The sequence below is a fragment of the Aminobacter sp. AP02 genome, assembly GCF_003148805.1.
Classification (GTDB): domain Bacteria; phylum Pseudomonadota; class Alphaproteobacteria; order Rhizobiales; family Rhizobiaceae; genus Aminobacter.
The window spans coordinates 115,358-140,124 of sequence record NZ_QGGX01000008.1; the positions used below are offsets into that span (position 1 = coordinate 115,358).

Sequence of the window (24,767 nt, forward strand, 5' to 3'; positions counted from 1 at the left end):
GTTTATGGTTTTTACCCTCGCCGCGGCCATTGGCCTGGCGTCGGCCGCCCCTACCTCGGCGGCGAAAGACAGCAGATACGCAGCGATCGTCGTCGACGCGAATACAGGCGAGACGCTGCACTCATCCAATGCGGATTCCCGGCGCTATCCGGCGTCGCTGACCAAGATGATGACGCTCTATTTGACCTTCGAGGCGCTGTCCAAAGGCCGGATTCAGAAAGACTCCAAGGTCGTGTTCTCCAAGAATGCCGCCGCTGAGCCTCCGACCAAGATTGGCGTGAAGGCCGGCGGATCGATCTCGGTTGAATCGGCAATCCTGTCGCTCATCACCCGTTCGGCCAATGATTCGGCGACTGCGCTCGCTGAAATGATCGGCGGCTCGGAAGCGGACTTCGCCCGCATGATGACGGCAAAGGCGCGCAGCCTCGGCATGAACGGCACCGTCTTCCGCAACGCCAACGGCCTGCCCAATACCGCTCAATTCACCACGGCGCGCGACATGGCCAAGCTCGGCATCGCGCTGCGCGAGCATTTCCCGCAATACTATGGCTACTTCTCGACCCGCAGCTTCGCCTTCGGCCGGCAGCGCATCGCCAACCACAACCGCCTGCTCGGCCGCATCAAGGGCGTCGACGGCATCAAGACCGGCTATACCCGGGCTTCGGGCTTCAATTTGGTTTCGTCGGTGCAGGACGGCAACCGCCGCGTCGTTGCTGTCGTCATGGGTGGAACCAGCGGTGCAAGCCGCGACAATCAGATGGCTGAGCTGCTCAAGACCTACATTCCGCAAGCCTCCAAGCGCGGCGGCGGTGGCGACCTGATCGCCAAGACCGATACCCCCGCTTTGATGGCAAAGCTGCCCAAGAGCAATGCGCCGACGCCGGACATCCGCCCCGTGGCTGCAGAAATCGAAGTTGCCGACGCATCGGCGGACGAAGCAGTGGCAACCGACGATGCGGTAGCAGTAGCTGCAGTCGCCATTCCCGCGCCAAAGCCGGTCATCGGGCTTGCAGCGCAGCCTAAGATCGCCATGGCCTCCGCCGAGCGTTTTGGCGGCAAGCTTCCTTTCCAGATCCGCAAGGCCAAGGATAGCGTGCCCGCCGCCTCCGACGCCGGCGTCGAACAGGCATATGCAGCGCCGGCCCCTGCTGTTGCCGCACTCGACCAGATGAAGACCGCATCGCTTCCTTCCGGCTGGGCCATCCAGGTAGCCTCCTCGCCCAGCGAAGGCGAAGCTCGTGCCCTGCTCGATAAGACCGCCAAGCAGGTGCCCGCGGTTCTGGCCGACGCCTCCGGCTTCACCGTGCCCTTCGAAAAGGGCGGCGTCACCTACTTCCGCGCCCGCTTTGCCGGCTTTGAAACCAAGGACTCCGCCTGGAATGCCTGCAACGCGCTGAAGAAGAAGAAGATCGCCTGCTACGCCATCGCGCAATAGGCGCTTTGCCACCTCCTGGAAAAGTCTTGTGTCGAAGGAGAGTTTAATGATGATCGGAGAGAAGGACGTCCTTGGCTTCGTTGATCCTCGCCGCGAGGAACGACGAGCCTCCGAGATCGGGATGCAGGCGCTGAATCAGTCGTCGATGGGCCTTGCGGACGTCCGCCGCGGCGGCCCCCGCTTCAAGACCAAGGACCTTGTAGGCCTCCTCCTTAGTCATGGCGCCAGAACTTGGCGCAACACCCTGCCCGTTGTCACGGTCAGGCTGCGCGTCTTCGCGCCAGACGGGAAACCGGCCGTCAAGATAGGTCTCAAGTAGCTGGCGGCTTTCCGGATCTCCGGAAAGCTCCTGATACAAAGCCTTCACCTCGGTAAGGCCGAGCGAAGCAAGCGACTTGCCCTCCTGGCGGCCAGCCAGGACAAAACCTTGCAGCCCCCCGGTATCGTGGTCCAGTTCCATTTCGAGCGCTGCGGTGCGTACCGTCGATCGCCGCCCAGGCGTCCGGGTAGCCGATCCGCTCCTTCTGCTTGCGACATACCAAGCTAATGCCGCTGAGATCAGGCCACCCCCGACCGACGCCCGTCCCAACAGCAGCAGTACCAGGCCGACAATCCCGAGCATCAGGGGTCCCGCGACCTTCAGCGCACGGGCAAGCTGTGTAGCGTCGGCACGCAGGAATGCCGCGATCGCCAAAGCCGAAAAAAGCAGGATCGCTGCGATGGCGGCGAAGATTGTCATGGCGCCTTGCCGCTCCTCAAATGCTCTATCATCAGGATATCCTCCGGACGCCCCCTTGCCTCCAGCGCCTTGATGCCGCCGGTGGCAAACACCGCGACCGCTGACAGCAGCTTGGACAAGGTCGCTGCGGCTCTACGATCGAAGCGGAACCAGGCACCCTTCGACAGCCGAGCGATCTCCTTGAAGGCCCGTTCGGCCCCTGCGTCGTGCCCTTCCTGAAAGACGAAGGCCGGCACGCCAAGCAAGCCAAGTCTGCCAGCTTTCTCAGCCAGTTCGTCGATGTTTTCCTCCATCGCATCGCCGATATAGACCAGCGCATCGACCTTGGCGCTTGCAGTCTCTTTGAGCGCATGCGCCAGAACCTTGCCGACCTGCGTCTCGCCGCTGCGGCACTGGATTGATGTCATCAGTTGCTTGAGGGAGCCTGTCTCGGCAACGAATCTTGACGCGCGGCATTCGCCGAGCCCACGGAAGTAGACCAATTGTACGTTCAGCCGACCGGTCTTGCCGACGGCGTCGAACATCTGGCCCTGCACCTCGCAAGCGAGGTCCCACGTCGGTTGGCGGCTCATCGTGGCATCGAGCGCAAGGATCAGGCGACCATTGCCCTTGCCGGTCGCAAGGGCGCGCGCCTGACGCACGAAAGCATCAATCGCCTTGGCATCCGATCGTCGATCGGCCGGCGGACGATTTGTTGAGGTAACCGGTGGCTTGCTGTCGTCGCTCATCAGCAATCAAGATGTGGCGGCGCGCGTCAGCTTGCAAGCCCGACATTGCGGGCTGCTAAGTTCGAGTTAGAGCAGGCCGAGTTCAGCCAGCTCCAGTCGCAGTTTCGGCGGCATTTCGGCAAGAGTCGAATTGCCTTGACCAAGATCGGCGGGTGCGTCGGCTGGTTTGAGATAGCGCCAGCCCTGGAACGCCCGACGCGGCTGCCAATCGGTGCGCACGACCGTCGGGTCCAAGATGAGATGGCAACGCGAAATGCCTTCGGCATCGGTAAACGGGCGGATTTCGAGCAGGCGCTGGCGGCACTGGACGTTGCCCTTGATCACCCAATAGAGCGAACCGCCGTCGGTCAGCTCGCCACCACGGGTCGGCACCATGCGAGTGGTATGGAACTGCTCGGCGGGCTCGCCGGCGCGGCGGCGCTCATCGAGGCGAAAAGTGATCCATTCCTCAAGGTCTTCGACGCTGTCGCAGCCGACGCAGAGTTTTATCAGGTTCAATGACATGGCCTGAAAACTAGCGCCTCAGGCCGGCGCATTCAACGCCGGCGGCCGTTTTGCACAAGCGAGGTTGTTGTGCCAGCCTGCGCGAGAGAAAAGGCGAACGGACCTGGGACCTGACGATCCGCTCGAAAATGATCCTGACCTAGAACTTGGCAGTCAGCCCTGCCCATGCCGTCCGCCCGGGACCGGGCATTTCGCCCAAACCCAACGGGTCGACATAATATTGATCGGTCAGGTTCTCGACCCTGAAGTTGGCCGTGACGTTGTCATTGATCTTGTACTCTGCGAACACGTCGACCAGCGTGTAGGGCTCCCACTTCACCTGCGCAATGAACGGGGCCGCACCACCGATACCATTATCGTGCCCGATCGTACGTGGCCCGGTATGAACGACACGTCCGCCGACAGTAAGCCTGTCATCGAACAGCTGCTGCGAAAGTGTGAGGCTCAGTGAGTACTGAGGAGGAACCTGGTTCGTGGCGTAGTCTGCGTATAGGGATCGATTGTTGCAGGTATCCGCTGTCGGGCAAAACGATACGTCGGTGTAGTAGTTCGCTCCGAACTCCGCCGAGAACCCACCCTTCCCGTAGCGCCCCGACAACTCGATTCCCTGGAATTTGGCGGCATAGATGTTCTCGGTGAACAGGCCGGTCCACAACGATCCTTCGTAGTTGATCAGCCGCATTTGCCTCGACACGTAGTCCTTGACGGTGTTGTCGAAGAAGGCAGCCTTCAGCCTGAACTCGTCGTCGGCGCTTATGAGTCCGTTTCGATCGACATTGACCCCGAACTCCCAATTGTGGGCGCGCTCGGGCCGCAGTCCGGCCATGACGAATGTATAGCCGATACTGGCCGATTCAGTGAGGCTGGGCATGCGAAGACCCTCGGTATAGCGGCCAAATAGCTGCACTCCATCCAGAGGCGTCACCTCCACACCGAATGAGGGAACCACACCGCTGCCACTGCGTCTGTCGGTCTGCCCAGGATAGCTCTTGACCGGCGTGTCCGAGAGATCGGAACGATCCTGGGTCGCATAAGCCTGGTACCTCAATCCACCGTCAAAGGTCATCCAGTCGGTGGGACTCCATTCGGATTTCACGAATGCGGCTGCTTCCTTGCGGGTGCCATTGCGTGGTCCGAATGGCTTTTCGAGTATGCGGGTGAATCTGGTGGGCTCGGCGTCCTCATCCAGATACGACGCCCCGTAGTCGCAAGACAGATCGCCCACCGAACTATGGAAACGCGAGGTGTTGGTAATGTCGCCGCCCCACATCAAGGTGTCGCTGCCAACGAGAACGCGTGTTCGAACCGGATTGGGAAGCCCCAGTGGTTTGGTGTCGCTGAAACCGGCGTTCGTTGGATTTCGCAGCGCTGCCGAAGACACGAACATGTTCGCGCGCAGATCGATATGATCATTGTCCGAAGGTTTCCAACGGTATCGGGCCGTTCCGCTGTCGGTAGATGCGGTCGAGAGCCAGCTCTGGGTTGGCTGGTAGCCGGGGCCAACCATGGAAGATGCCCGTGCCTCCCCGTGCTCACTTCTGAAGCCGGTGTATGACAGCTCAAGATTGTGGTCTTCGGCAAAGGCAAATTTGCCCTTCGCCAGCCAGGATTTTGTATCCGAAGAGGAGTTCAGGACCTTCTCGCCGGCCCGATACGCGGTGAGGCCGAGGTTCTTGTAGTATGTCGAATACGGATAGCAGAACTTTCCGTAGCCTGGGTATTCCGCGCAGATCTCGCCCGGCCCCAGGTTGCCGCTGCTTCGCGCGGACGGCCCATTGGCGCCGGCATAGTAGTTCCCGCTTTTGCGCGCGGCGTATGCGGCAACTACCTCGAAATTCTCGCCGCGCCCCGCAGCGGCGACGCTGCCGTAGCCTCTCGTGGGCTCAAGAAATGCGGGGCGGTCCAGTCCCTTTGGGCTCGACCTCGGATGCGTGGCGAAACTTGCCGGATAGAACACGATGCCGCCGGCGTCCCCCCTGACCGGCGATTCGGACGAGTTGGTCCCCGCTCCACCCTTGAGGCGGACGCCGAAACTCTTACCATCGTCAAGAATGTCGTCCGCCGAGATGGTGCTCATGCTGACCGAACCTCCGATCCCGCCTCCCGGAGCGGAGGATGGACCCTTCTCGATCTTGATCCCTCCGATCAGGTCAGGGTCGATGTAGGTGCGGTTTCCGACGCCCTGGTAGCCCTGGTACACGGTCGTCGAGTTTGTCGCGCCGTCGACGGTGACGTTGACGCGGCCCATGCCCTGCATGCCGCGGATGTTGATGTCGACCGCGGCGCCGTTTCGGCTTTCGCCCGAAAGCACGCCCGGCGTGCCCCTGAAGATGTCGGCTGGGCTGGTTCCCCTGAAACGCTCGATGGACTGCTGTGAAATATAGGCGCTCGATCCCGGCGTAACATACGGCTCGTCTGCCGGATTGCCGGCCCCGCCAGTCACGTTGATGACATTGAGCACCAAGGAACCGTCGGTAGCCGCAGGTGAATGCGCCCCGGAAACGCGGTCGCTGATTGTCACCGTATTTGCACCTGAGAAGCTGTAGGTCAGTCCGGTGCCCGCGAGCAATCGTGCGACAGCTTCACGTGATGAGAATGAGCCGTTGAGCCCGGACGTCTGCTTTTGCGCCGTGAGCGAGCTTGGGTAGAGCAGATGGAGATTGGCCTGACGCGCCAGTGAAAGCAGGCCATTTTCCAACGACCCGGCTGCCACTGAAACGCGAACGGTGCCAGATTGTGCCGGAGCCGTTTGGCCGGTCTGGGCCAGCAGTGGCACGCTGAAGGCAAGCAGTGACACGCTAGCCAGCCCGACCTTTGCGACCTCACGGAACCCGACCCGCGACCTTTTCGAAAATAGCATTCCAGCCCCCAAAATAGACAGGGGCACCAGTCAACTGCGGCAAACCCCACTGACTACTAAGAGTCAAAAAGGGGGTGCCTCCTGACGTCGGCAGAGAAATTTTCTTGTCTGTTAGCGGGAGCGAACCACGACGATCATCCCTGTCAAGTAGTTCAGACGCACCGGCAGGCTTTGCTCCAGGCTCCGAAGCGCCTTGTCTGTATCATCCAGATCAAAAACGCCGCTGACACGCAGCATCGCAGCTTGTTCGCCGAGAACCAGCAGTGAGCCGTAGCGGTAGCGTTCCAGCGTTGCAAGCACATCGCGCAACGGCGCTCCGGAAAAGACGAGCTTGTTGTCTTTCCAGGCGACGGCGTTGGCGACATCGATGCGCCGCACCGACAATGCACCTTCTTCCGACAGACTTGCCATGTCGCCGGCCTTCAACACCGTATGTTCGGCGCCGCTGCGAACCTCCACGGCGCCCTCCTCGACCTGCACGTCACCATGGACACCAGAGGACCTGAACGCGAACCGCGTGCCGATGGCAATTGCCGTCATCGTGTCGTCAGCGACGACAAACGGCCGGTCGGGATTTTTGGCCACGTCGAAGAAAGCCTCGCCGCGCAGCAATTCGACCCGGCGCTCGGGACCGGCAAAACGAACGGCAATCGCGCTATCGGTGTTGAGCGACACCAGCGTTCCGTCTTCCAACGTCACGTTCCGGACCTCGCCTACAGTCGTGTAGAAGTCGGCGCGGAGGCGATCCACCAAGCCCAGGTGGACAAACATGGCCGCCAGACCCGCGATCAGGCAAAGGCCGGCAATGTTGGCGATTACCGCACCGCGCGCCGGCCGCAGCTTGTGGAGACGCCGCCGCGCGATCGGAAGATGCTCCAGGTCCGCCCAAAGCCCCTTGAACTCCTCATAGGCGATCAGGTGAGCGGGATCCTTGGTCAGCCACGCGCGGAAGTCGCTTCGATCTTGATCGGTCGCGTCGCTGGACTGCAGTCGCGCAACCCAGCCAGCGGCCTCTTCCTCGATCTTGTCGTGCTTCGGTTTGCTGTCGTTGATCGCCATTGCACGTCCCGCTTGGCAGAGCCTTCCCAGATGAGCAGAAGTTGGTATCGGGCGGCTCGTCGCATTCCTAGCCGACACCGCCCTAGAAGGAAATCTCGCCGCGCATCCTCCTGGTTTGCAGCAAGGCCCTGATGATGTGTCGTTCGACCATGTTGCGGCTGATGCCAAGTCTTGCCGCGATCTCGCCGTTAGACATGCCGTGTATACGGCTCAGGATGAAAACCTCCTGGCAACGCCTGGGCAGTTCCTCGATCGCCTTTGCCATCAGCAACAGGCACTGGCGCCCGTTGACGACACGTTCGGCATCCGGCGCATCGTCGGACAATTCGAGATCGGCAACATCGCAGCCACACAATACGGGATCCGTCCGAAATCGCTTGGAGGTCGACTGCGCGACCGATCTTGCGATCTGGAACAAATAGGCCTGCGGGTTTTCAATCAGTGTCCTGGGAGCGACAACCATCAAGCGCAAGAAGGTTTCTTGCGCTGCGTCAGCAACATCCTCGCGGTTGGCCAGCCGCCGTTGGAAGAAACGCTTGAGACGTCCCTCCTCGCTGCGATGCAATTCCTCGATCGATGTCATTTCATGACTTCGATCTCCGCGCGGGGAAATTAGAGATGTATTTCCGCGCATGTCCGCATTGCTGCCGTAATCCACTCGCCCCGACCATGAGATGCCCCACCGATTCTGCCGCTTTCTACGGCAGATAAGTTGACATATCTAGTCAAGATATATGGTAAATTCTGGAGATGCCGGCTGCGACATAGGCAAGCCTTTGAAGCAGCCGGTGGCTATCGGATGCAGCCACGGTGTCGGATGGTCGGTCGCGATAGGCGCCTGGAAGGGAAGTGTTTCAGCACTCCACAACGTTGACCGCGAGACCGCCAAGGCTGGTTTCCTTGTACTTCTCGCTCATGTCCATGCCGGTCTGGCGCATGGTTTCGATCGCCGCGTCGAGCGGCACGAAGTGCTTGCCGTCGCCCTTGATGGCGAGCGAGGCGGCGGTCACCGCCTTGACCGCGCCAAGCGCATTGCGCTCGATGCACGGCACCTGGACCAGACCTCCGACCGGATCGCAGGTCATGCCGAGATGGTGCTCGAGCGCGATTTCGGCGGCATTCTCGACCTGTTCGGGCGTGCCGCCCATGACAGCGCACAGGCCTGCCGCGGCCATTGCCGACGCCGAGCCGACCTCTCCTTGGCAGCCGACCTCGGCGCCCGAAATGGAGGCGTTGGTCTTGATGATGCCGCCGACAGCGGCAGCCGTAAGCAGGAAGTCGCGGATGCTGTCCTTGTCGGCTTCGACGTGGAAATGCAGCCAGTAGCGCAGCACAGCTGGCAGAGTACCCGCGGCGCCATTGGTCGGTGCGGTGACGACGCGTCCACCGGCGGCGTTCTCCTCGTTGACGGCCATGGCATAGATCGACAGCCAGTCATTGGCGAGCAGCGGGTTGGGCCGGTTCTGGCTCCACTGCTCCTGCAACTTGTCGTGCAGCTGACGGGCCCGACGGCGCACCTTGAGGCCGCCCGGCATGATGCCGTCCTGCGACAGGCCTCGATCGATGCAGCGGGTCATCGCGTCCCAGACCGCGTCGAGACCAGCATCGAGGTCGACGCGCGGCATGTGGGTTTCTTCGTTGGCCCGCTTCATCTCGGCGATGGACAGCCCGCTGCGCGAGGCCATGGCCAGCATCTCGACGGCATTGGCGAACGGATAAGGCACGCGCTTGCCCGCCGCGGGCGCCGTGGACTTGGCCTTCATGCGTTGCAGCTCTTCTTCAGAAACGACGAAGCCGCCACCGATCGAGTAGTAGATGCGCTTGAGCAGCAGCCGGTCACTGGCGTCGTAGGCATAAAACGCCATGCCATTGGCGTGGCCGAGCAGCGGCGTCTTCTTGTCGAGCACCAGATCGGCAGCTGGATCGAAGCGATAGGACGGATGGCCCAGAGGTGAAACGTGCTTGTCGCGCACGATCTGCTCGACCAGTGCATCGGTCTGATCCGGGTCGACCGTCACGGGCGTCAGGCCGCAAAGGCCAAGCATGACGGCGCGGTCGCTGCCGTGACCGACGCCTGTATATGCCAGCGAGCCATGCAGGCTCGCACCTACCCGGTCAACCTTGACGCCCGCCGGACGCGGCCAGTCGCCACCCAAAATCTCGGCAAGAAACCGCGCGGCCGCCGTCATCGGGCCCATTGTGTGCGAACTCGACGGACCAATGCCGATCTTGAACAGGTCGAATACCGAAAGAAACAAATCTCACTCCCTGCGACGGCGGCTTATGTCGCATATGTATATGATCATTCCGCCCTTTTCACGCACTGAGCTAGACGCGATCCGACGCGGATTACTCAGCGCGCGACATTTGAAAAAACCTGGAACTTACGCAAGGCCACAATGCAAAAAAGCGCGGCCTGAGCCGCGCCTTTTGTATCCAATCCCGAAGGGCTACTGATCAGCCAGCCGTCACGATCGCCGCCTTTTCAGCGCCACCGCTTACCAGCCAGGCAAGAACGAGAAAAACCGCAAAGCCAATCACTGCCTTGGCCGTAAGGCCCCAGCAGGATTTCTGAACGCCGTCATCCATGATGTATCGCAAAACCCTTGTGGTTCGGGGAGCAAGCGGCGTTTCCGCCCTCCAGATCGTCCCGAGTGGGAGTGCTGGATACGACTTTGCCGGCGTCTTCGCAACTGCAAAAAATGGCGAAAGCATGGCGAAATCTGCATGGCAGCCATGCACCCATCAATGTAATTTTAATCAAATCAGGCACTTATGCCAAATCGGCCGTTCACGCATTTTCAACACCTGTGACAACATCACGACGGGCGGACGCACTCGAAATGCGCGTGACAGCCATGTTAGTTTCCCATCGATGATCAACGATTCCCTCTTCGCGACCGGCCCGTTGAGCGGCCTCGACATTGCGGCGCTCGCGTTCTTTCTTGCCGGCTGGGTCTTTCACGCCCTTGGTGCCGAGGGACACATCGTCAAGCGCCTGTCGCTGACGCGTGCAATGAATGCCCAACGCACCGCATGGATGGCGACCATGGCGCGGCGCGAGGTTAGGATCGTCGATACCTCGATCATGAACGGACTGCAGCAAGGCACGGCCTTCTTTGCCTCAAGCTCGCTGATCGCCGTTGGCGGCTGCTTTGCGCTGCTTGGAGCCTCAGACCGGGTGCTCGCCATCTTGAGCGACGTGCCGCTCGCGGGGGCCACTGCGCGCCCGCTGTTTGAGATCAAGGTGATCGGCCTGATCATCATCCTTGCCTATTCGTTCTTCAAATTCGGCTGGGCCTACAGGCTGTTCAACTATTGCTCGATCCTGGTCGGTGCGGTGCCGCAACTCGGCAACCGCAGCGAACCCGATGCCGAGATCGAAATCGCGGTCATGCGGGCGACCCGCATGAACCAGCTTGCGGGGAAGCATTTCAATGCTGGCCTACGCGGCGTCTTCTTTTCGATCGGCTATCTCGGCTGGTTCGTCGACGCGCGCGTCTTTTTCGTCACCACGGTCGTGTTGCTCGCAGTGCTGATCAGGCGCCAATTCTTTTCCGAAGCCCGCAAGGCAGTCCTGGTTCAGGACTCCGGTCCGGGGAATGGATCGTCGATCCGGCCCGACAGCCAGTAGGCGAATAGGCCAATCCATTCGCGCATGGCCATCATCGTGTTCTGCAGCGAGTCGGCGGGATTGTCGGTGAACAGCCCGACGCCCTCCTGCCCTGACGTGCGGTAATCGACCGGCCAGGCGGTCACCTCGAAACCAGCCTTGGCAAACAGCGCGATCGAGCGCGGCATATGGAAGGCCGACGTGACGAGCAGCCAGGTTTCGCCTGGCTTCGGCGTTACGAGTTCCTTGGAAAACAGCGCATTCTCGTAAGTGTTGCGCGAACGATTTTCGAGGATCAGCCGGTCGCGCGCCACGCCAAGCGCTTCAAGCAGGCGCGGCGCGGTATCGGCGTCGCCCTCGCCGTCCAGGGTCAGCGTGCCATTGCCGCCGGATACGACAATCCTCGCTTGCGGATAGCGGCGAGCAAGGATCGCGGTCTCGACCATGCGGTCGCCACCGCTGTTGAGCTCATAGCCGCCGCGCGCGAGATTGATCGCACCTTCAAAACCGCCGCCGAGCACGACGATGCCGTCGATGGTGGCTGGCATTGCCGGGCGCTGAAAACGCTCTTCCAGCGGATTGAGCATCAGCGAGCCGAGCGACGTCCAGGTGGCAAGCGCTAGAATCGCCAAGGACAGGAAGGCCGTGGTGCGAAAGAACCGCCGGCGGCCGAAGAAACTCGCGATGAGACCAGCCGCGAGCAGGAAGATCGCCAGATTAAGCGGCTGGACGAAGAACCAGAATATCTTGGAGAGATAAAAGAACATCCATTCAAGGCAGGCGCTATGCGCCTACCACCATTTCTCCGGCTGGAAACGCCCTGCTGTCTGCTCGATGACATGCGCCGTCTGGAACAGCGTCTCTTCGTCGAAAGGACGGCCGATGAGCTGAAGGCCCAGCGGCAGGCCATTGCCGTCGAGGCCGGCTGGAACCGCGATGCCTGGCAGGCCGGCCATGTTCACCGTCACGGTGAAGATGTCGTTGAGGTACATCTTGACCGGATCTGCCGCCATGTCCTCGTCGGCGACGCCGAAGGCCGCGGATGGGGTAGCTGGAGTCAGGATGACGTCGACGCCAGCCGCGAAAGCCAGTTCGAAGTCGCGCTTGATCAGCGTGCGCACCTTCTGCGCCTGAAGGTAGTAGGCGTCGTAATAACCGGCCGACAGCACATAGGTGCCGATCATGATGCGGCGCTTGACCTCGCGGCCGAAGCCAGCGGCGCGGGTGTTCTCGTACATCTCGATGATGTCCTTGCCCGGCACGCGCAGGCCGTAGCGCACGCCGTCGTAACGGGCGAGGTTCGAAGAGGCCTCGGCTGGCGCCACGATGTAGTAGGCCGGCAGCGCGTACTTGGTGTGCGGCAGCGAGATGTCGACGATCTCGGCGCCAGCATCCTTGAGCCAGGCAATACCCTGCTGCCAAAGCTTCTCGATGTCCTCCGGCATGCCATCGACGCGGTACTCTCTGGGAATGCCGATCTTCATGCCCTTGACCGACTTGCCGATCGCCGCTTCGTAGTCAGGCACCGGCTGGTCGACGGAGGTCGTATCCTTGGCATCGACGGATGCCATCGACTTGAGCAGGATCGCAGCGTCACGCACGTCGCGTGCGATGGGTCCGGCCTGGTCGAGCGACGAGGCGAAGGCGACAGTGCCCCAGCGCGAAACGCGGCCATAGGTCGGCTTGATGCCCACAGTGCCAGTGAAGGCTGCCGGCTGGCGGATCGAACCACCGGTGTCGGTGGCGGTAGCGCCAGCGCACAGGAAGGCCGAAACCGCTGCTGCCGAGCCGCCCGACGAACCGCCCGGTACCAGCTGCTTGTTCGAGCCGCTGGCACGCCAAGGGTTGATCACCGCCCCGTAGTGAGAAGTCTCGTTGGACGAACCCATGGCGAACTCGTCCATGTTGAGCTTGCCCAACATAACCGCGCCGTCGGTCCAAAGATTGGCGGTGACTGTCGATTCGTAGCGTGGCTTGAAACCGTCGAGCACATGGCTGCAGGCCTGGGTATGCACGCCTTCGGTGGCGAAAAGATCCTTGATGCCGAGCGGGATGCCTTCGAGTGCGCCGCCCTCGCCCTTGGCGAGCTTGGCGTCAGACGCTTTGGCCATGTCGCGCGCCTTTTCGGGCGTCGTGGCAACATAGGCGTTGAAGGTTGGATTGGCCTGTTCGATAGCCGAGACATAGGCCTCGGTCAGCTCGGAGGCGGTAATCTCCTTGCCGCGCAGCTTCTCGCGCGCTTCGGCAATCGTCAGTCTGGTCAGTTCGGTCATGGCGAAATCACTTCGGGTCACGCAGCCGAAAGCTGCTGATGATTGGAATGGGGTTAGGCTGCGGAGGCCTACTCCACCACTTTCGGCACTAAGAAGAAGTTCTCGTCGGTAGCCGGCGCGTTGGCGACGATGTCGGCGGCCTTGTTGCCATCCGTGACGGCATCGACCCGCTTCTTCATCTCCATCGGCATGACCGATGTCATCGGCTCGACGCCGGCGACATCGACCTCGTTGAGCTGCTCGACAAAACCCAGGATGGCGTTCAATTCGCCGGTCATGCGCTGGGCATCGTCTTCGCTCACCGCAATACGGGCAAGATGCGCGACGCGCTTGACGGTCTTGAGATCAACGGACATCGAAAAACTCCGGAAAGCCGGTAAATTGATTAGGTCGGGCTATAACGGCGCGGCGCGCGCGGCGCAACATCGATGATCGTGCTCACGGCATGGTGACGCCGTCGCACAGGTAATAAGTGCCTGCATTGTCGGTCTGCCCACCCTCGGGATCGACGTCACGGACGGAAGACAGTTCCAACTGCGTCGGGCTCAGTTCAAGGATGGACAGCACGTCAGGAAACAAGTGCCCTGGCTCCTGGCAAAGCGCCGTGGCTGCCCATGCGGGCGAGCGCGTTGCCCGCGTGATGTTCACGAACTCGCAGTTATATTCGACGCTTTCGATGCCGCTCATCGACAAGACCAGGCCTCCGGCCTCGATCACCGTCTGCAGCGATTCTTTCTTGGCCTGAGCGCAGAGTTCCTCGGATTGCAGGTAGACACCCTTGATGAAGCCCTCGGCGGAGGTAGCCGAAGCGCTGACCATAAACACAGAAAACGCCGCGAAATATCGCCAGTCGTTCATCGCCAACCCCCGTCCCACGGTCCGCCGCGTTCGATCAAATGTCTATGGCAACGCCCACTTTCGGCAACACCACCCCCACACCCGAACCTTCTAGGCCGTTGACGAACTTTTCCGCCGTCTGGTCGATGATCGGGAAACTGCCGAAATGGCACGGTATCACGGTTTCGAACTTGAAGAAGCGCCGGCAGGCAAGCGCTGCCACGGCACCGCCCATGGTAAAACGATCGCCGACCGGCACGATGCCGATTGCCGGCTCGTGCAGTTCGTTGATCAACGCCATGTCCGAGAAGATGTCGGTGTCGCCCATATGGTAGAGCGTGCGTTCCCCGGCGAAATGCAGCACCAGGCCCGCAGGGTTGCCGAGACATGTGTTGTTACCGCCCGGCCCGCTGGCCGACGACGAATGCTGTGCGGCAACGAAGGTGGTGGTGAAGCTGCCGCAATCGACCGTACCGCCGATGTTGCCGGGATTAATCTGCTTGTCGCTGACACCTTGGCCCACGAGATACATGCAGATCTCGAAATTTGCGACGAGCATTGCGCCCGTCTTCTTCAGGATGGCTGCGGCATCACCGATGTGATCGTCGTGGCCGTGGGTCAAAAGCACATGGGTGATGCCCTCTGCGGCCTGCTCCCAGGACTTGCCCCAGGACGGGTTGCCGCTCAGGAACGGATCGATCAAAATCCTGGCCCCAGCGACCTCGATGCGGAATGCCGAATGCCCATACCAGGTCAGTTTCATCGTTTCGGCACTCCTCGCAATTTCGTTGCCTAAAGGATAGAACGCGGCAAGCCCCTGTCAAAGGGGCTGAATCAAAAGGAACGCCGCTTGGCCATAGCTAATATTGAACAGTTGCCCGCGCTGCTAGCCGGCGGCAAGACCCTGGCCGGACTCGACCTTGGCGACAAGACGATCGGCGTCGCTGTCTCCGATCGCGGCCTCTCGTTCTCGCATCCCCGGCAGGTCATCATTCGCAAGAAGTTCACCCTCGATGTCGCGGCATTGCTGGCCATGCTGGCCAAGGAGAACACCGGCGCGATCGTGATCGGACTACCGATCAACATGGACGGCTCGGAAGGACCGCGCGCGCAAAAATCGCGCGCTTTCGTACGCAACGCCGCCAGCCTGACAGACTTGCCATTCGTCTTCTGGGACGAACGGTTGTCGACGGTTGCCGCCGAACGTGTGCTGATCGAGATGGATGTTTCGCGCAGGAAACGTGACGGGCGGATCGATTCCGCCGCTGCCGCCTTCATCCTGCAGGGTGTGCTCGACCGGCTTCAGACGCTCGGCGCCGATTCGGTGGAAAAGTAGCGCGCCCGCAACAGCCTGACCTTCTCGGCAATTTGCTTGCGGCGGCGATACGCCCAGATCGCCAGCAGGACAAGCGTATCGACGAAGAAGGCCTTGCCCATCATCCAGGGTATCGTTGCGGGATCGATGCCGAGCAATTCGCCATAGAGGTCGAAGATTGCCAGGTTGAACGCACGGCTCAGCAACGGGTAACCGAAGTTGAGGTCATTGATCGACAGGAAGTACCAGCCCCAGAAAAGCACCAGTGGCGCTGCCCAAATGCCGAAAATATAGCGCATCAGACGCACTCCCCCGCACGCGGTTTGGCGACATCAATGTCCGGCAACTGGGTGGCAAAGGCCCGCATTGGGATTCCTGCTTCTTTGCAAAAGACAGTGCTCCCTGCGTCCGCGCTACGCAACGTAAACCATTTATTAAGGTTAACAGGCCACAGGCCAATGTCGTCCTCGCCCACGCCCTGGCGAAGCGGACGGCTTGAGCCGTCTCAGCTGACCTGAGGATAGAGCGTGTCGATGATCAGCCGCGAATCGTGCCGGGCATCAAGCATGCCGTAGGTACCGCGCCACTGGCCCGCGAGCCGGGTCTCGATGAAAGCATCGGCGATGCGCCCCGCCCCCATGCGACGCAATTCCGCGGCGGCAGCCGAGATTGCGAGTTGCTCGGTCAGGATGCGCGCCGACCCTTCGTCCGAACTCGCGACCTGCATCGCAGCCCTCAGAACGCCGAGAATGCTGCGCCCGCCCGCGCCGAGGTCGCGCTCAATGCTGGCTAGCACATCATCAAACAGTCCCGGAGCCCGGCCCAACACACGCAGCACGTCGAGTGCCATGACGTTGCCCGAACCTTCCCAGATCGCGTTGACCGGTGCCTCGCGGTAGTAGCGCGCCAGCGGCGCCTCTTCGACGTAGCCGTTGCCACCGAGGCATTCCATCGCTTCATAAAGAAGAGCCGGAGCGATCTTGCAGACCCAGTACTTGACGACAGGCGTCATGGCGCGCGCAAAGGCCGCCTCGCCCCGATCTGATGCCGCCTCGTCGAACGAACGCGCCAGCCGGAAAGCGAGCGCAGTCGCCCCAGCTACGTCCAGCGCCATGTCGGCGAGCACGCGCTGCATCAAAGGCTGGTCGACGAGATTGGAACCGAAAACCTGACGGTGGCGGGTGTGATGGACGGCCTCGGCGAGCCCCGCCCGCATGAGAGCCGACGACGCGACCGCGCAATCGAGCCGCGTCAGCGTCACCATGTCCATGATGGTCTTGATGCCGCCGCCGGGCTCGCCGACCAGATCGCCGATAGCGCCCTGGATCTCGACTTCGGCGGAAGCGTTGGAGCGGTTGCCGAGCTTGTCCTTGAGGCGCTGGAATTCCAATCCGTTGGCCGAACCGTCGCTCAGGATACGCGGTACAAGGAAACAGGTGAGCCCCTCAGGGGCCTGTGCCAGCATCAGGAAGGCATCGGACATCGGCGCCGACATGAACCATTTATGGCCGTTGAGACGGTAGAAGCTGCCACCGGCGCGTTCGGCCTTGGTGGTATTGGCGCGCACATCCGTGCCACCCTGCTTTTCGGTCATGCCCATGCCGAGCGTCAGCCCGGCCTTTTCGATCGGCGGCTTCTGCGCCTGGTCGTATTTGCGGGTGGTGACGCGAGGCGCCCACTCGCGGAAAAGCTTCGGGCTGGCCATCAATGCGGCCAGCGACGCATTTGTCATGGTGATCGGGCACAGATGCCCGCATTCGAGCTGCGCGGTGAGGTAAAAGCGCGCCGCGCGCACCTGATGCCGGCGGCCGGTCTCGGTGCCGCCGTTTTCCCAGACGGATGAATGCAGTCCGCCAGTGATCGAGCGGCGCATCAGCGCGTGATAGGCCGGATGGAACTCTACCTGATCGATGCGGCGGCCCTGGCGGTCGAACGTCCTGAGCTTCGGCACCTCGCTGTTGGCCAGCCGCGCCAGATCCTGCGCCTCATGGGTCAGCACAAAGCGGCCGAGCCCGTCGAGGTCTCGGCGGACCGGCTCCGAAAAGCGCTCTGCGATCTGGATCAGCAGCGGATCGCCGCGCCAGGCATTGCTGCCCGTCAGCGGAGGGGGCTGGTTCGGCACGTCCTGCGTCACGCCTTGTCCTTCATCGGTGTGGGCAGCGGGCACGAATCCGCAGCCATGGCCGGCTTTATAGCCGAAATGCTTATCGATAGCTTATGGCCCAGCTTGTTCGTGACGAAAATCCCGTGGGAGAACTTTCGACGGTGAAATGCCGGCTTGCAGGTCACTTAAGCACAGCCTATAGCACCGCCTTGAGATGACAGACCTTTCGTCCCTGCCGCCCTACCCGCACCGCCATCTTCTTGGCATCCGCGACCTTTCCCCATTGGATATCGAAATATTGCTCGACCGCGCCGACGCGGCAGTGTCGATTTCGCGCCAATCGGAGAAGAAAACGTCAACGCTGCGCGGTAGAACCCAGATCAATCTTTTCTATGAAGCCTCGACGCGCACGCAGTCGTCCTTCGAGCTCGCCGGAAAACGTCTCGGCGCCGACGTCATGAACATGTCGGTGGCAAGCTCTTCGGTGAAGAAGGGCGAAACGTTGATCGACACCGCAATGACGCTGAATGCGATGCGGCCCGACATCTTGATCATTCGCCACCAATCGGCGGGCGCCGCTGCCCTGCTGGCGCAAAAGGTCGGCTGTTCGGTGGTCAATGCTGGCGACGGCGCGCATGAGCATCCGACACAGGCATTGCTGGACGCACTCACCATCCGCCGCGCGAAGGGCCGCATCGCCCACCTTACGGTAGCGATTTGCGGCGACATCCTGCATTCGCGCGTTGCGCGCTCGAACATCCTCTTGCTCAATGCGCTTGGTGCGCGCATTCGCGTCGTCGCACCCTCGACCCTGCTTCCCTCCGGTATCGCGCAGATGGGAGTCGAGGTGACTCAGTCGATGGCCGAAGGTCTCAAGGACGCCGATGTCGTCATGATGCTGCGCCTGCAGCGCGAGCGCATGGCTGGCGCCTTCGTACCTTCGGTGCGCGAGTACTTCCGCTACTACGGACTCGACGCTGAAAAGCTGAAGGTGGCCAAGGAAGACGCGCTGGTGATGCACCCAGGTCCAATGAACCGTGGCGTCGAAATCGCTTCCGAAATTGCAGATGGCCCGCAGAGCGTCATCCAGGAACAGGTGGAAATGGGCGTTGCCGTACGCATGGCGGTGATGGAAGCGCTGCTCGATCCGCGCCGCAATCGCGATGGACACAACGCATGAGCATCACGGTTTTCCAGCGCGCCCGCATCGTCGACCCCTCGCGCGGCATCGATGAGACCGGCACCGTCATCGTGGACGGCAAGAAGATCGTTGCCGCCGGAGCCGACGCCCTCAACCAGGGCATTCCTGGCGGCGCCGAAGTGATCGACTGCTCTGGCAAGGCGATCATCCCCGGCCTGATCGACGGCCGCGTCTTCATCGGCGAGCCGGGCGGCGAGCACCGCGAAACGATCGCCTCGGCAAGCGTGGCCGCAGCCGCCGGGGGCGTCACCTCGATCGTCATGATGCCCGACACCGACCCGGTGATCGACAATGTCGCTTTGGTGGAGTTTGTCCTTCGCACGGCCAAGGAAACTGCATCGATCAACATCTTTCCAGCCGCAGCCATCACCAAGGGCCTCGATGGCCACGAGATGACCGAGTTCGGCCTGCTGCGCGAAGCAGGCGCGGTCGCCTTCACCGACGGCCGCCACACCATCGCCAACTCGATGGTGATGCGTCGCGCGCTGACCTATGCGCGCGATTTCGGGGCGGTCATCGCGCATGAGACCCAAGACGCCGACCTCGCCTCGTCAGGCGTCATGAACGAAGGCCTCTATGCCAGTTGGCTTGGACTGTCGGGCATTCCGCGCGAAGCAGAGACGATCCCGCTTGAACGCGACCTGGCGCTGGCCCGCCTGACGCGCGGCAACTACCACGCCGCCAAGATCTCGACCGCCATGGCGGCCGCCGCCGTTTCGCGCGCAAAGGCCGACGGCGCCAAGGTGACATCGGGTATTTCGATCAATAGCCTGTCGCTCAACGAAAACGATGTCGGCGAATACCGCACCTTCTTCCGCCTGGCACCGCCGCTGCGCGCCGAGGAAGACCGCATCGCCATGGTCGAGGCGCTGAAGGACGGCACGATCGACTTGATCGTTTCCTCGCACGACCCTCAGGACGTCGACACCAAGCGCCTGCCCTTCTCCGACGCGGCAGTTGGCGCGATCGGGCTGGAGACATTGTTGGCAGTGGCTTTGCGGTTGCATCACAATGATGACGTTCCGCTGCTGCGCATCATCGAAGCGCTTTCGAGCGCCCCGGCTAAACTGTTCGGTCTGCCTGGCGGCACGCTGAAGCCGGGTGCGGTAGCCGATCTCGCGCTGGTCGATCTCGGCGAACCTTGGGTGGTCCGCGAAGCCGACATTCGCTCGCGATCCAAGAACACCTGCTTCGAAGGTGCCAGGCTGCAAGGCAAGGTCTTGAAAACCTTGGTCGCCGGACGCACAGTGTTCTCGGCCTGACGGGCCACGGGGGAGTAGACTTATCTTGATGCCGGATGAAATTTTCCCAACGGCGCTGCATGTCCTGATTGCTGCTGCCGTTTTCGGCTATCTGTTGGGTTCAATTCCATTTGGCTTGCTGCTGACTCGCGCTGCCGGCCTCGGCGACGTGCGCAAGATCGGCTCCGGCAATATCGGCGCGACCAACGTGCTGCGCACCGGCAACAAGAAGTTGGCGGCGGCCACGCTTCTGCTCGATGCGCTCAAGGGCACCGTCGCTGTCATGGTTGCGGCCAACTGGAGCCACGACGCCGCGATCGCTGCAGGCTTTGGCGCGTTCATTGGCCATCTCTATCCGGTCTGGCTCGGCTTCAAGGGCGGCAAGGGCGTCGCCACCTATCTTGGCGTGCTGTTGGGCTTTTCCTGGATCGGTGCGCTGGTGTTCGCCATAACCTGGCTGCTGATTGCCTTCGTCAGCCGCTACTCGTCACTCGCCGCGCTGGTCGCAGCTGTTGCGGTGCCGATCGCACTTTACATGATCGACATGCCCAAGGCCGCCGGCCTGCTCGCACTGATGAGTGTCCTTGTCTTCATCAGGCACCGCGCCAACGTTTCGCGCCTGCTTGCCGGAACCGAAACCCGGATCGGATCAAAGGGATGAGCCAGTCCGCCGCCGGGCCGCATCTGAGCGACCGGCAGCGGCTTCATTGGTTGCGCCTGATCCGCACGCCAAATGTTGGCCCGGCGAGCTTTCGCGGTCTGATCGAACGCTTCGGTTCCGCCGAAAGCGCCATCGAAATGCTGCCAGAACTCATGATGGCGGGCGGCGGCAATCGGCAGGCGCGTGTTCCTTCGGTTGCCGAGGCCGAGGCGGAAATGGAGCTGGCTCGCAAATTCGGGGCGCGTTTTGTCGCCCTTGGCGAGCACGACTATCCCCAGGCGCTCAAGCGAATAGACAATCCGCCGCCGCTGCTTGCCGTCAAAGGCAGCAGCGATGTTTTCGGCCTGCCGCCCGTGGCGATCGTCGGTGCGCGCAATGCTTCGCTTGCAGGCATCAAGATGGCGCGCTTGCTTGCCGCCGAACTCGGCCGCAATGGCTATTCCGTGATTTCGGGATTGGCGCGCGGCATCGACACCGCAGCGCATCAGGGCAGTCTTGCTACAGGCACGGTTGGCGTCCTGGCTGGCGGGCTCAACCGTCCCTACCCTCCCGAGAACCTCGACCTGTCCAATGAGATCGCCGAGCGCGGCGCAATCGTTTCGGAAATGCCGTTCGACTGGGAGCCCCGCGCCCAGGACTTTCCACGCCGCAACCGTGTCATTGCCGGCTTGTCCCTCGGGCTTGTGGTAGTCGAGGCGGCGCAACGTTCGGGTTCGCTGATCAGCGCACGGCTTGCCGGCGAAATGGGGCGGCTGGTCTTTGCGGTACCCGGCTCCCCACTTGATCCACGCGCCGCCGGAACCAACGGCCTGCTGAAAGAAGGCGCGACGCTGGTAACCGAGGTCGGCGATATCCTCGAAGCGCTGTCGCCGCTTGTCGGAGGCCAGCCCTATGTGCCGAGCAGCTTGGAAGAACCGCCGGACTATGCCGCAACTCCGCCGCCAGCAGATAGCGACCGGGCCCGGCTCGCCGAAGCGCTCGGCCCTGTCCCGGTTGAAATCGACGAACTGATCCGCCACACTGGACTGCACCCGGCGCAGGTTTTCATGATTCTTCTGGAACTCGACCTTGCAGGCAAGCTCGAACGCCACTCAGGCGGACGTGTTTCGCTGTTTGAGCCCGGCCTTTGACGGCCTCTCGCCGCAAGCGGCGTCGCCCGCCTCAACATAGGCCATCTCGATCAGATACGCGAGCAAACCGCAACGTTCGGCATCTGCCATGACCCTGAGTTGCGCCAGCATCGACTGAATATAGTCGAGCGTCTCGGCTCGCCTTTGTGTTGGCGCCGGCTTGTGCATCTGTGGCTTTTCCTCTGCGGCCCAGTCTTGAAGCGCGAGATTCAACACCGATGTAGACACCGAAAGCGGGTTCCATCGGCAACCGCGCAAACGTAGCAAATCCACTAACAATTGCAATGCCGACTATAAATATACCCTGGGTTGTATTCCCTCCATCCGTTGCCGTTTTTGGCTCCATCCCCTTGACCGGACTGAAAAGCGCGGCCATGTGACGTGCGAATTGAAAAAACTTTGCCACGCGCCTTCGTCGTTGTTTTGGCGCTTCACTGGAAAATCAGCCACATATGGACGTCGTTGTCGTCGAGTCACCGAACAAGGTGAAAAGCATCAACAAGTATCTGGGCAAGAACTACAAGGTTCTGGCCTCGTTCGGCCACGTCCGCGATCTGCCCGCCAAGGACGGGTCGGTCAAACCGGATGACGACTTTGCCATGTCCTGGGCGGTCGACGCTGCGTCAGCAAAGCGGCTGACCGATCTCGCGAAGGCCGTCAAGGAGGCTGACGGACTGATCCTCGCAACCGATCCGGATCGCGAAGGTGAAGCCATCGCCTGGCACGTGCTCGAGGTACTGAAGCAGAAGCGCGTACTGAAGGACAAGACGATCAAGCGCGTCGCCTTCAACTCGATCACCAAGCCGGCCGTGCTCGAAGCAATCGCCAATCCTCGAGAGCTCGACCCCCAGCTGGTAGACGCCTATCTGGCACGGCGTGCACTCGATTATCTGGTTGGCTTTACCCTTTCCCCGGTTTTGTGGCGCAAGCTGCCGGGTGCCCGCTCGGCTGGCCGCGTGCAGTCCGTGGCGCTGCGCTTCATCTGCGACCGCGAGAACGAGATCGAGCGTTTCGTTCGTGAGGAGTACTGGCAGATTGCAGCCGTCCTCGGTACGCCGCGCGCCGAAAGTTTCGATGCGCGGCTGACTGCCTTTGACGGCAAGAAGCTGCAGAAGCTCGATATCTCCTCGCAGGCCATGGCCGACGAGATCAAGACCATGCTGGAAGGCGCGAGCTTCACGGCCCTGTCCGTCGAAGCCAAGCCGACCAAGCGCAATCCAGGACCGCCCTTCACCACCTCGACGCTGCAGCAGGCCGCATCCTCGCGCCTCGGCTTCTCGGCGAGCCGCACCATGCAGGTGGCGCAACGCCTCTATGAAGGCATGGAGATTGGTGGCGAGACCGCCGGTCTGATCACCTATATGCGTACCGACGGCGTGCAGATGGCGCCAGAGGCGATCGAGGCAGCACGCCAATCCATCGTCAAGGAATTCGGCGCAAAGTACCTGCCCGAAAAGCCGCGCCAGTATACGACCAAGGCGAAGAACGCACAGGAAGCGCACGAAGCCATCCGGCCGACCGATTTCAACCGTACGCCGGCCGAGATGCGCAAGTTCCTCGATGCGGATCAGGCGCGGCTCTACGAGATGATCTGGAAGCGCGCGATCTCAAGCCAGATGCTGCCGGCCGAGATCGAGCGTACCACGGTCGAGATCGAGGCTCGCAATGGCGCCAAGACCGCCGGACTGCGCGCTGTGGGCTCCGTCACTCGCTTCGACGGTTTCATTGCCGCCTATACCGAGCAGAAGGAGGAGGATTCCGAGGACGAGGAAAATCGCCGCCTGCCCGAGATCCGCGCCGACGAAGTGCTCAAGCGCGAGACGATCAGCGCCACGCACCACACCACTGAGCCGCCGCCCCGTTATTCCGAGGCGAGCTTCATCAAGAAGATGGAAGAGCTCGGCATCGGCCGTCCCTCGACCTATGTCCCGACGCTGAAGACGCTCGAAGACCGTGACTATGTGAAGGTCGATAACCGCAAGCTGATCCCCCAGGCCAAGGGCCGGTTGGTGACTGCCTTCATGGAGAGTTTCTTCCGGCACTACGTCGAGTACGATTTCACCGCCTCGCTCGAGGAAAAGCTCGACGAAGTCTCTGATGGCAAGCTCGCCTGGCGCGACGTGCTACGCGATTTCTGGAAGGACTTCTCCGGCGCGGTCGACGAGATCAAGGAACTGCGTGTCACCAATGTGCTCGATGCGCTGAACGAAGAACTTGCACCACTGGTCTTCCCCGAACGCGAGGATGGCTCGAACCCGCGCATCTGCCCGAAATGCGGCACCGGCAACCTGTCGCTCAAGCTCGGCAAGTACGGCGCCTTCGTCGGCTGCTCGAACTATCCCGAATGCGGCTTCACCCGTCAGCTCGACGGCCCGGGCGCCAACGGCGACAATGGCGGGCTCGAGGACGGCACTAAGGTGCTGGGAACCGATCCCTACACCAATGAAGAGATCACGTTGCGCAGCGGCCGCTTCGGCCCCTACATCCAGCGCGGTGACGGCAAGGAAGCCAAGCGCTCCAGCCTGCCCAAGGGATGGACGCCGGCATCGATCGACCATGAGAAGGCGCTCGCCTTGCTGGCGCTGCCGCGCGATGTCGGCCAGCACCCTGAATCGGGCAAGATGATCTCGGCCGGGCTTGGCCGATACGGCCCCTTCGTGCTGCACGATGGCGCCTATGCCAATCTCGAAAGCATCGAGGACGTGTTCTCGATCGGCCTTAATCGCGCGGTGACCGTGCTTGCCGAAAAGCAGGCCAAGGGCAAGGGTGGTCGCGGCGGCGGCACCCCCGCGGCGCTGAAGGATCTGGGCGAGCACCCCGCCGGCGGCGGAAACATCACCGTGCGCGACGGCAAATACGGTCCCTATGTCAATTTCGGCAAGGTCAATGCTACCTTGCCGAAGGGCAAGGACCCTGCGACCGTGACTGTGGAAGACGCACTTGCGTTGATCGCGGAAAAGGAAGCGAAAGGCGGCGGGGCCAAGAAGCCGGCCCGTAGCGCAACCAAAAAGCCGGCCAGCAGCGGAGCGAAGAAGACCGCCAGCAAGGCCAAGAAGAAGGACTGACC

The 24,767-nt window shown here is 61.8% G+C and carries 24 protein-coding genes; 8 read left to right on the forward strand and 16 right to left on the reverse strand.

What is annotated here, in order from left to right; translation table 11 throughout:
- Positions 1 to 4: 4 nt before the first annotated feature.
- On the forward strand, positions 5 to 1,435 hold the full coding sequence (locus C8K44_RS12365; RefSeq protein WP_245417460.1) for a D-alanyl-D-alanine carboxypeptidase: 1,431 nt from the start codon (positions 5 to 7) through the stop codon (positions 1,433 to 1,435).
- Between the two features lie 43 nt (positions 1,436 to 1,478).
- Here C8K44_RS12365 and C8K44_RS12370 read toward each other — a convergent pair whose 3' ends face one another.
- From C8K44_RS12370 to C8K44_RS28170, 8 genes are all read right to left on the reverse strand, one after another.
- Positions 1,479 to 2,174, reverse strand: a complete 696-nt coding sequence (locus C8K44_RS12370) for a DnaJ domain-containing protein (protein WP_109576095.1) — start codon at positions 2,172 to 2,174, stop codon at positions 1,479 to 1,481.
- Positions 2,171 to 2,902, reverse strand: coding sequence for a hypothetical protein (locus C8K44_RS12375; protein ID WP_109576096.1), 732 nt, complete (start codon positions 2,900 to 2,902; stop codon positions 2,171 to 2,173). Before C8K44_RS12375 ends, C8K44_RS12370 begins: the two co-directional genes overlap by 4 nt.
- Positions 2,903 to 2,968: 66 nt before the next feature.
- A complete protein-coding gene (locus C8K44_RS12380; RefSeq protein ID WP_109576097.1) occupies positions 2,969 to 3,406 on the reverse strand; it encodes a DUF1489 family protein in 438 nt (145 codons plus the stop codon).
- A 139-nt stretch (positions 3,407 to 3,545) separates the two neighbouring features.
- Positions 3,546 to 6,104 (reverse strand): TonB-dependent receptor, encoded by a 2,559-nt coding sequence (locus C8K44_RS12385; protein ID WP_158282732.1) that lies wholly within the window; start codon positions 6,102 to 6,104, stop codon positions 3,546 to 3,548.
- A gap of 273 nt (positions 6,105 to 6,377) precedes the next feature.
- A complete protein-coding gene (locus tag C8K44_RS12390; protein ID WP_109576099.1) occupies positions 6,378 to 7,325 on the reverse strand; it encodes a FecR family protein in 948 nt (315 codons plus the stop codon).
- A gap of 82 nt (positions 7,326 to 7,407) precedes the next feature.
- The gene (locus tag C8K44_RS12395; protein ID WP_109576100.1) at positions 7,408 to 7,908 is read right to left on the reverse strand and encodes a sigma-70 family RNA polymerase sigma factor; all 501 of its coding nucleotides are present in this window, start codon (positions 7,906 to 7,908) and stop codon (positions 7,408 to 7,410) included.
- 271 nt (positions 7,909 to 8,179) lie between these two features.
- Positions 8,180 to 9,583: an L-serine ammonia-lyase gene (locus C8K44_RS12400; protein WP_109576101.1), complete on the reverse strand. Its 1,404-nt coding sequence runs from the start codon at positions 9,581 to 9,583 to the stop codon at positions 8,180 to 8,182.
- A gap of 199 nt (positions 9,584 to 9,782) precedes the next feature.
- Positions 9,783 to 9,914 (reverse strand): hypothetical protein, encoded by a 132-nt coding sequence (locus C8K44_RS28170; RefSeq protein WP_281062994.1) that lies wholly within the window; start codon positions 9,912 to 9,914, stop codon positions 9,783 to 9,785.
- A gap of 286 nt (positions 9,915 to 10,200) precedes the next feature.
- On the opposite strand from C8K44_RS28170, the gene C8K44_RS12410 reads away from it, so the two are divergent.
- Positions 10,201 to 10,959, forward strand: coding sequence for a DUF599 family protein (locus tag C8K44_RS12410; protein WP_109576103.1), 759 nt, complete (start codon positions 10,201 to 10,203; stop codon positions 10,957 to 10,959).
- Here C8K44_RS12410 and C8K44_RS12415 read toward each other — a convergent pair.
- The 5 genes from C8K44_RS12415 to C8K44_RS12435 all read right to left on the reverse strand — a co-directional run bounded on the left by C8K44_RS12415 (position 10,908) and on the right by C8K44_RS12435 (position 14,811).
- On the reverse strand, positions 10,908 to 11,705 hold the full coding sequence (locus C8K44_RS12415) for a YdcF family protein (protein WP_109576104.1): 798 nt from the start codon (positions 11,703 to 11,705) through the stop codon (positions 10,908 to 10,910). The genes C8K44_RS12410 and C8K44_RS12415 overlap by 52 nt on opposite strands.
- Before the next feature lie 24 nt (positions 11,706 to 11,729).
- A complete protein-coding gene (gene gatA, locus C8K44_RS12420) occupies positions 11,730 to 13,211 on the reverse strand; it encodes an Asp-tRNA(Asn)/Glu-tRNA(Gln) amidotransferase subunit GatA (RefSeq protein WP_109576105.1) in 1,482 nt (493 codons plus the stop codon).
- 68 nt (positions 13,212 to 13,279) lie between these two features.
- Entirely contained in the window at positions 13,280 to 13,567 is a 288-nt protein-coding gene (gatC, locus tag C8K44_RS12425; protein WP_109576106.1) for an Asp-tRNA(Asn)/Glu-tRNA(Gln) amidotransferase subunit GatC, read from the reverse strand.
- An 82-nt stretch (positions 13,568 to 13,649) separates the two neighbouring features.
- Positions 13,650 to 14,069 (reverse strand): hypothetical protein, encoded by a 420-nt coding sequence (locus C8K44_RS12430; RefSeq protein ID WP_199227083.1) that lies wholly within the window; start codon positions 14,067 to 14,069, stop codon positions 13,650 to 13,652.
- A 34-nt stretch (positions 14,070 to 14,103) separates the two neighbouring features.
- Positions 14,104 to 14,811 (reverse strand): metal-dependent hydrolase, encoded by a 708-nt coding sequence (locus C8K44_RS12435; RefSeq protein ID WP_109576107.1) that lies wholly within the window; start codon positions 14,809 to 14,811, stop codon positions 14,104 to 14,106.
- 87 nt (positions 14,812 to 14,898) lie between these two features.
- Between C8K44_RS12435 and ruvX the strand changes: the two genes are divergently transcribed.
- Positions 14,899 to 15,384, forward strand: a complete 486-nt coding sequence (gene ruvX, locus C8K44_RS12440) for a Holliday junction resolvase RuvX (RefSeq protein WP_109576108.1) — start codon at positions 14,899 to 14,901, stop codon at positions 15,382 to 15,384.
- Here the strand turns inward: ruvX and C8K44_RS12445 are convergent.
- Together C8K44_RS12445 and C8K44_RS12450 are read right to left on the reverse strand one after the other, a co-directional pair.
- Positions 15,351 to 15,662: a DUF6105 family protein gene (locus C8K44_RS12445; RefSeq protein ID WP_109576109.1), complete on the reverse strand. Its 312-nt coding sequence runs from the start codon at positions 15,660 to 15,662 to the stop codon at positions 15,351 to 15,353. The two genes, ruvX and C8K44_RS12445, sit on opposite strands and share 34 nt — an antisense overlap.
- A 206-nt stretch (positions 15,663 to 15,868) precedes the next feature.
- The gene (locus tag C8K44_RS12450) at positions 15,869 to 17,497 is read right to left on the reverse strand and encodes an acyl-CoA dehydrogenase family protein (protein WP_109576228.1); all 1,629 of its coding nucleotides are present in this window, start codon (positions 17,495 to 17,497) and stop codon (positions 15,869 to 15,871) included.
- Between the two features lie 184 nt (positions 17,498 to 17,681).
- Here C8K44_RS12450 and C8K44_RS12455 point away from each other — a divergent pair, with 184 nt between their 5' ends.
- The 4 genes from C8K44_RS12455 to dprA are packed head-to-tail and all read left to right on the forward strand — an operon-like array spanning position 17,682 to position 21,700.
- Entirely contained in the window at positions 17,682 to 18,647 is a 966-nt protein-coding gene (locus C8K44_RS12455; protein ID WP_109576110.1) for an aspartate carbamoyltransferase catalytic subunit, read from the forward strand.
- Positions 18,644 to 19,930 carry a dihydroorotase gene (locus tag C8K44_RS12460; RefSeq protein ID WP_109576111.1) on the forward strand — a complete coding sequence of 429 codons (1,287 nt, stop codon included), beginning with the start codon at positions 18,644 to 18,646 and terminating at the stop codon, positions 19,928 to 19,930. Before C8K44_RS12455 ends, C8K44_RS12460 begins: the two co-directional genes overlap by 4 nt.
- A gap of 28 nt (positions 19,931 to 19,958) precedes the next feature.
- Positions 19,959 to 20,570, forward strand: coding sequence for a glycerol-3-phosphate 1-O-acyltransferase PlsY (gene plsY / locus C8K44_RS12465; RefSeq protein ID WP_109576112.1), 612 nt, complete (start codon positions 19,959 to 19,961; stop codon positions 20,568 to 20,570).
- Positions 20,567 to 21,700 carry a DNA-processing protein DprA gene (dprA, locus tag C8K44_RS12470; protein WP_109576113.1) on the forward strand — a complete coding sequence of 378 codons (1,134 nt, stop codon included), beginning with the start codon at positions 20,567 to 20,569 and terminating at the stop codon, positions 21,698 to 21,700. The genes plsY and dprA overlap by 4 nt, the downstream gene beginning before the upstream one ends.
- On the opposite strand, the gene C8K44_RS12475 is transcribed toward dprA, so the two are convergent.
- Positions 21,662 to 21,916 (reverse strand): hypothetical protein, encoded by a 255-nt coding sequence (locus tag C8K44_RS12475; RefSeq protein ID WP_348626327.1) that lies wholly within the window; start codon positions 21,914 to 21,916, stop codon positions 21,662 to 21,664. The two genes, dprA and C8K44_RS12475, sit on opposite strands and share 39 nt — an antisense overlap.
- Before the next feature lie 236 nt (positions 21,917 to 22,152).
- On the opposite strand from C8K44_RS12475, the gene topA reads away from it, so the two are divergent.
- Entirely contained in the window at positions 22,153 to 24,765 is a 2,613-nt protein-coding gene (gene topA, locus C8K44_RS12480) for a type I DNA topoisomerase (protein ID WP_109576114.1), read from the forward strand.
- Positions 24,766 to 24,767: the final 2 nt, after the last annotated feature.

Excerpts from the sequence above, each read along its gene's own strand:
- C8K44_RS12365 (WP_245417460.1), top strand. The coding sequence starts at position 5 with ATGGTTTTTACCCTCGCCGCGGCCATTGGCCTGGCGTCGGCCGCCCCT.
- C8K44_RS12370 (WP_109576095.1), bottom strand. The coding sequence starts at position 2,174 with ATGACAATCTTCGCCGCCATCGCAGCGATCCTGCTTTTTTCGGCTTTG.
- C8K44_RS12375 (WP_109576096.1), bottom strand. The coding sequence starts at position 2,902 with ATGAGCGACGACAGCAAGCCACCGGTTACCTCAACAAATCGTCCGCCG.
- C8K44_RS12380 (WP_109576097.1), bottom strand. The coding sequence starts at position 3,406 with ATGTCATTGAACCTGATAAAACTCTGCGTCGGCTGCGACAGCGTCGAA.
- C8K44_RS12390 (WP_109576099.1), bottom strand. The coding sequence starts at position 7,325 with ATGGCGATCAACGACAGCAAACCGAAGCACGACAAGATCGAGGAAGAG.
- C8K44_RS12395 (WP_109576100.1), bottom strand. The coding sequence starts at position 7,908 with ATGACATCGATCGAGGAATTGCATCGCAGCGAGGAGGGACGTCTCAAG.
- C8K44_RS28170 (WP_281062994.1), bottom strand. The coding sequence starts at position 9,914 with ATGGATGACGGCGTTCAGAAATCCTGCTGGGGCCTTACGGCCAAGGCA.
- C8K44_RS12410 (WP_109576103.1), top strand. The coding sequence starts at position 10,201 with ATGATCAACGATTCCCTCTTCGCGACCGGCCCGTTGAGCGGCCTCGAC.
- C8K44_RS12415 (WP_109576104.1), bottom strand. The coding sequence starts at position 11,705 with ATGTTCTTTTATCTCTCCAAGATATTCTGGTTCTTCGTCCAGCCGCTT.
- gatA (WP_109576105.1), bottom strand. The coding sequence starts at position 13,211 with ATGACCGAACTGACCAGACTGACGATTGCCGAAGCGCGCGAGAAGCTG.
- gatC (WP_109576106.1), bottom strand. The coding sequence starts at position 13,567 with ATGTCCGTTGATCTCAAGACCGTCAAGCGCGTCGCGCATCTTGCCCGT.
- C8K44_RS12430 (WP_199227083.1), bottom strand. The coding sequence starts at position 14,069 with ATGAACGACTGGCGATATTTCGCGGCGTTTTCTGTGTTTATGGTCAGC.
- C8K44_RS12435 (WP_109576107.1), bottom strand. The coding sequence starts at position 14,811 with ATGAAACTGACCTGGTATGGGCATTCGGCATTCCGCATCGAGGTCGCT.
- C8K44_RS12445 (WP_109576109.1), bottom strand. The coding sequence starts at position 15,662 with ATGCGCTATATTTTCGGCATTTGGGCAGCGCCACTGGTGCTTTTCTGG.
- C8K44_RS12455 (WP_109576110.1), top strand. The coding sequence starts at position 17,682 with ATGACAGACCTTTCGTCCCTGCCGCCCTACCCGCACCGCCATCTTCTT.
- C8K44_RS12460 (WP_109576111.1), top strand. The coding sequence starts at position 18,644 with ATGAGCATCACGGTTTTCCAGCGCGCCCGCATCGTCGACCCCTCGCGC.
- plsY (WP_109576112.1), top strand. The coding sequence starts at position 19,959 with ATGCCGGATGAAATTTTCCCAACGGCGCTGCATGTCCTGATTGCTGCT.
- dprA (WP_109576113.1), top strand. The coding sequence starts at position 20,567 with ATGAGCCAGTCCGCCGCCGGGCCGCATCTGAGCGACCGGCAGCGGCTT.
- topA (WP_109576114.1), top strand. The coding sequence starts at position 22,153 with ATGGACGTCGTTGTCGTCGAGTCACCGAACAAGGTGAAAAGCATCAAC.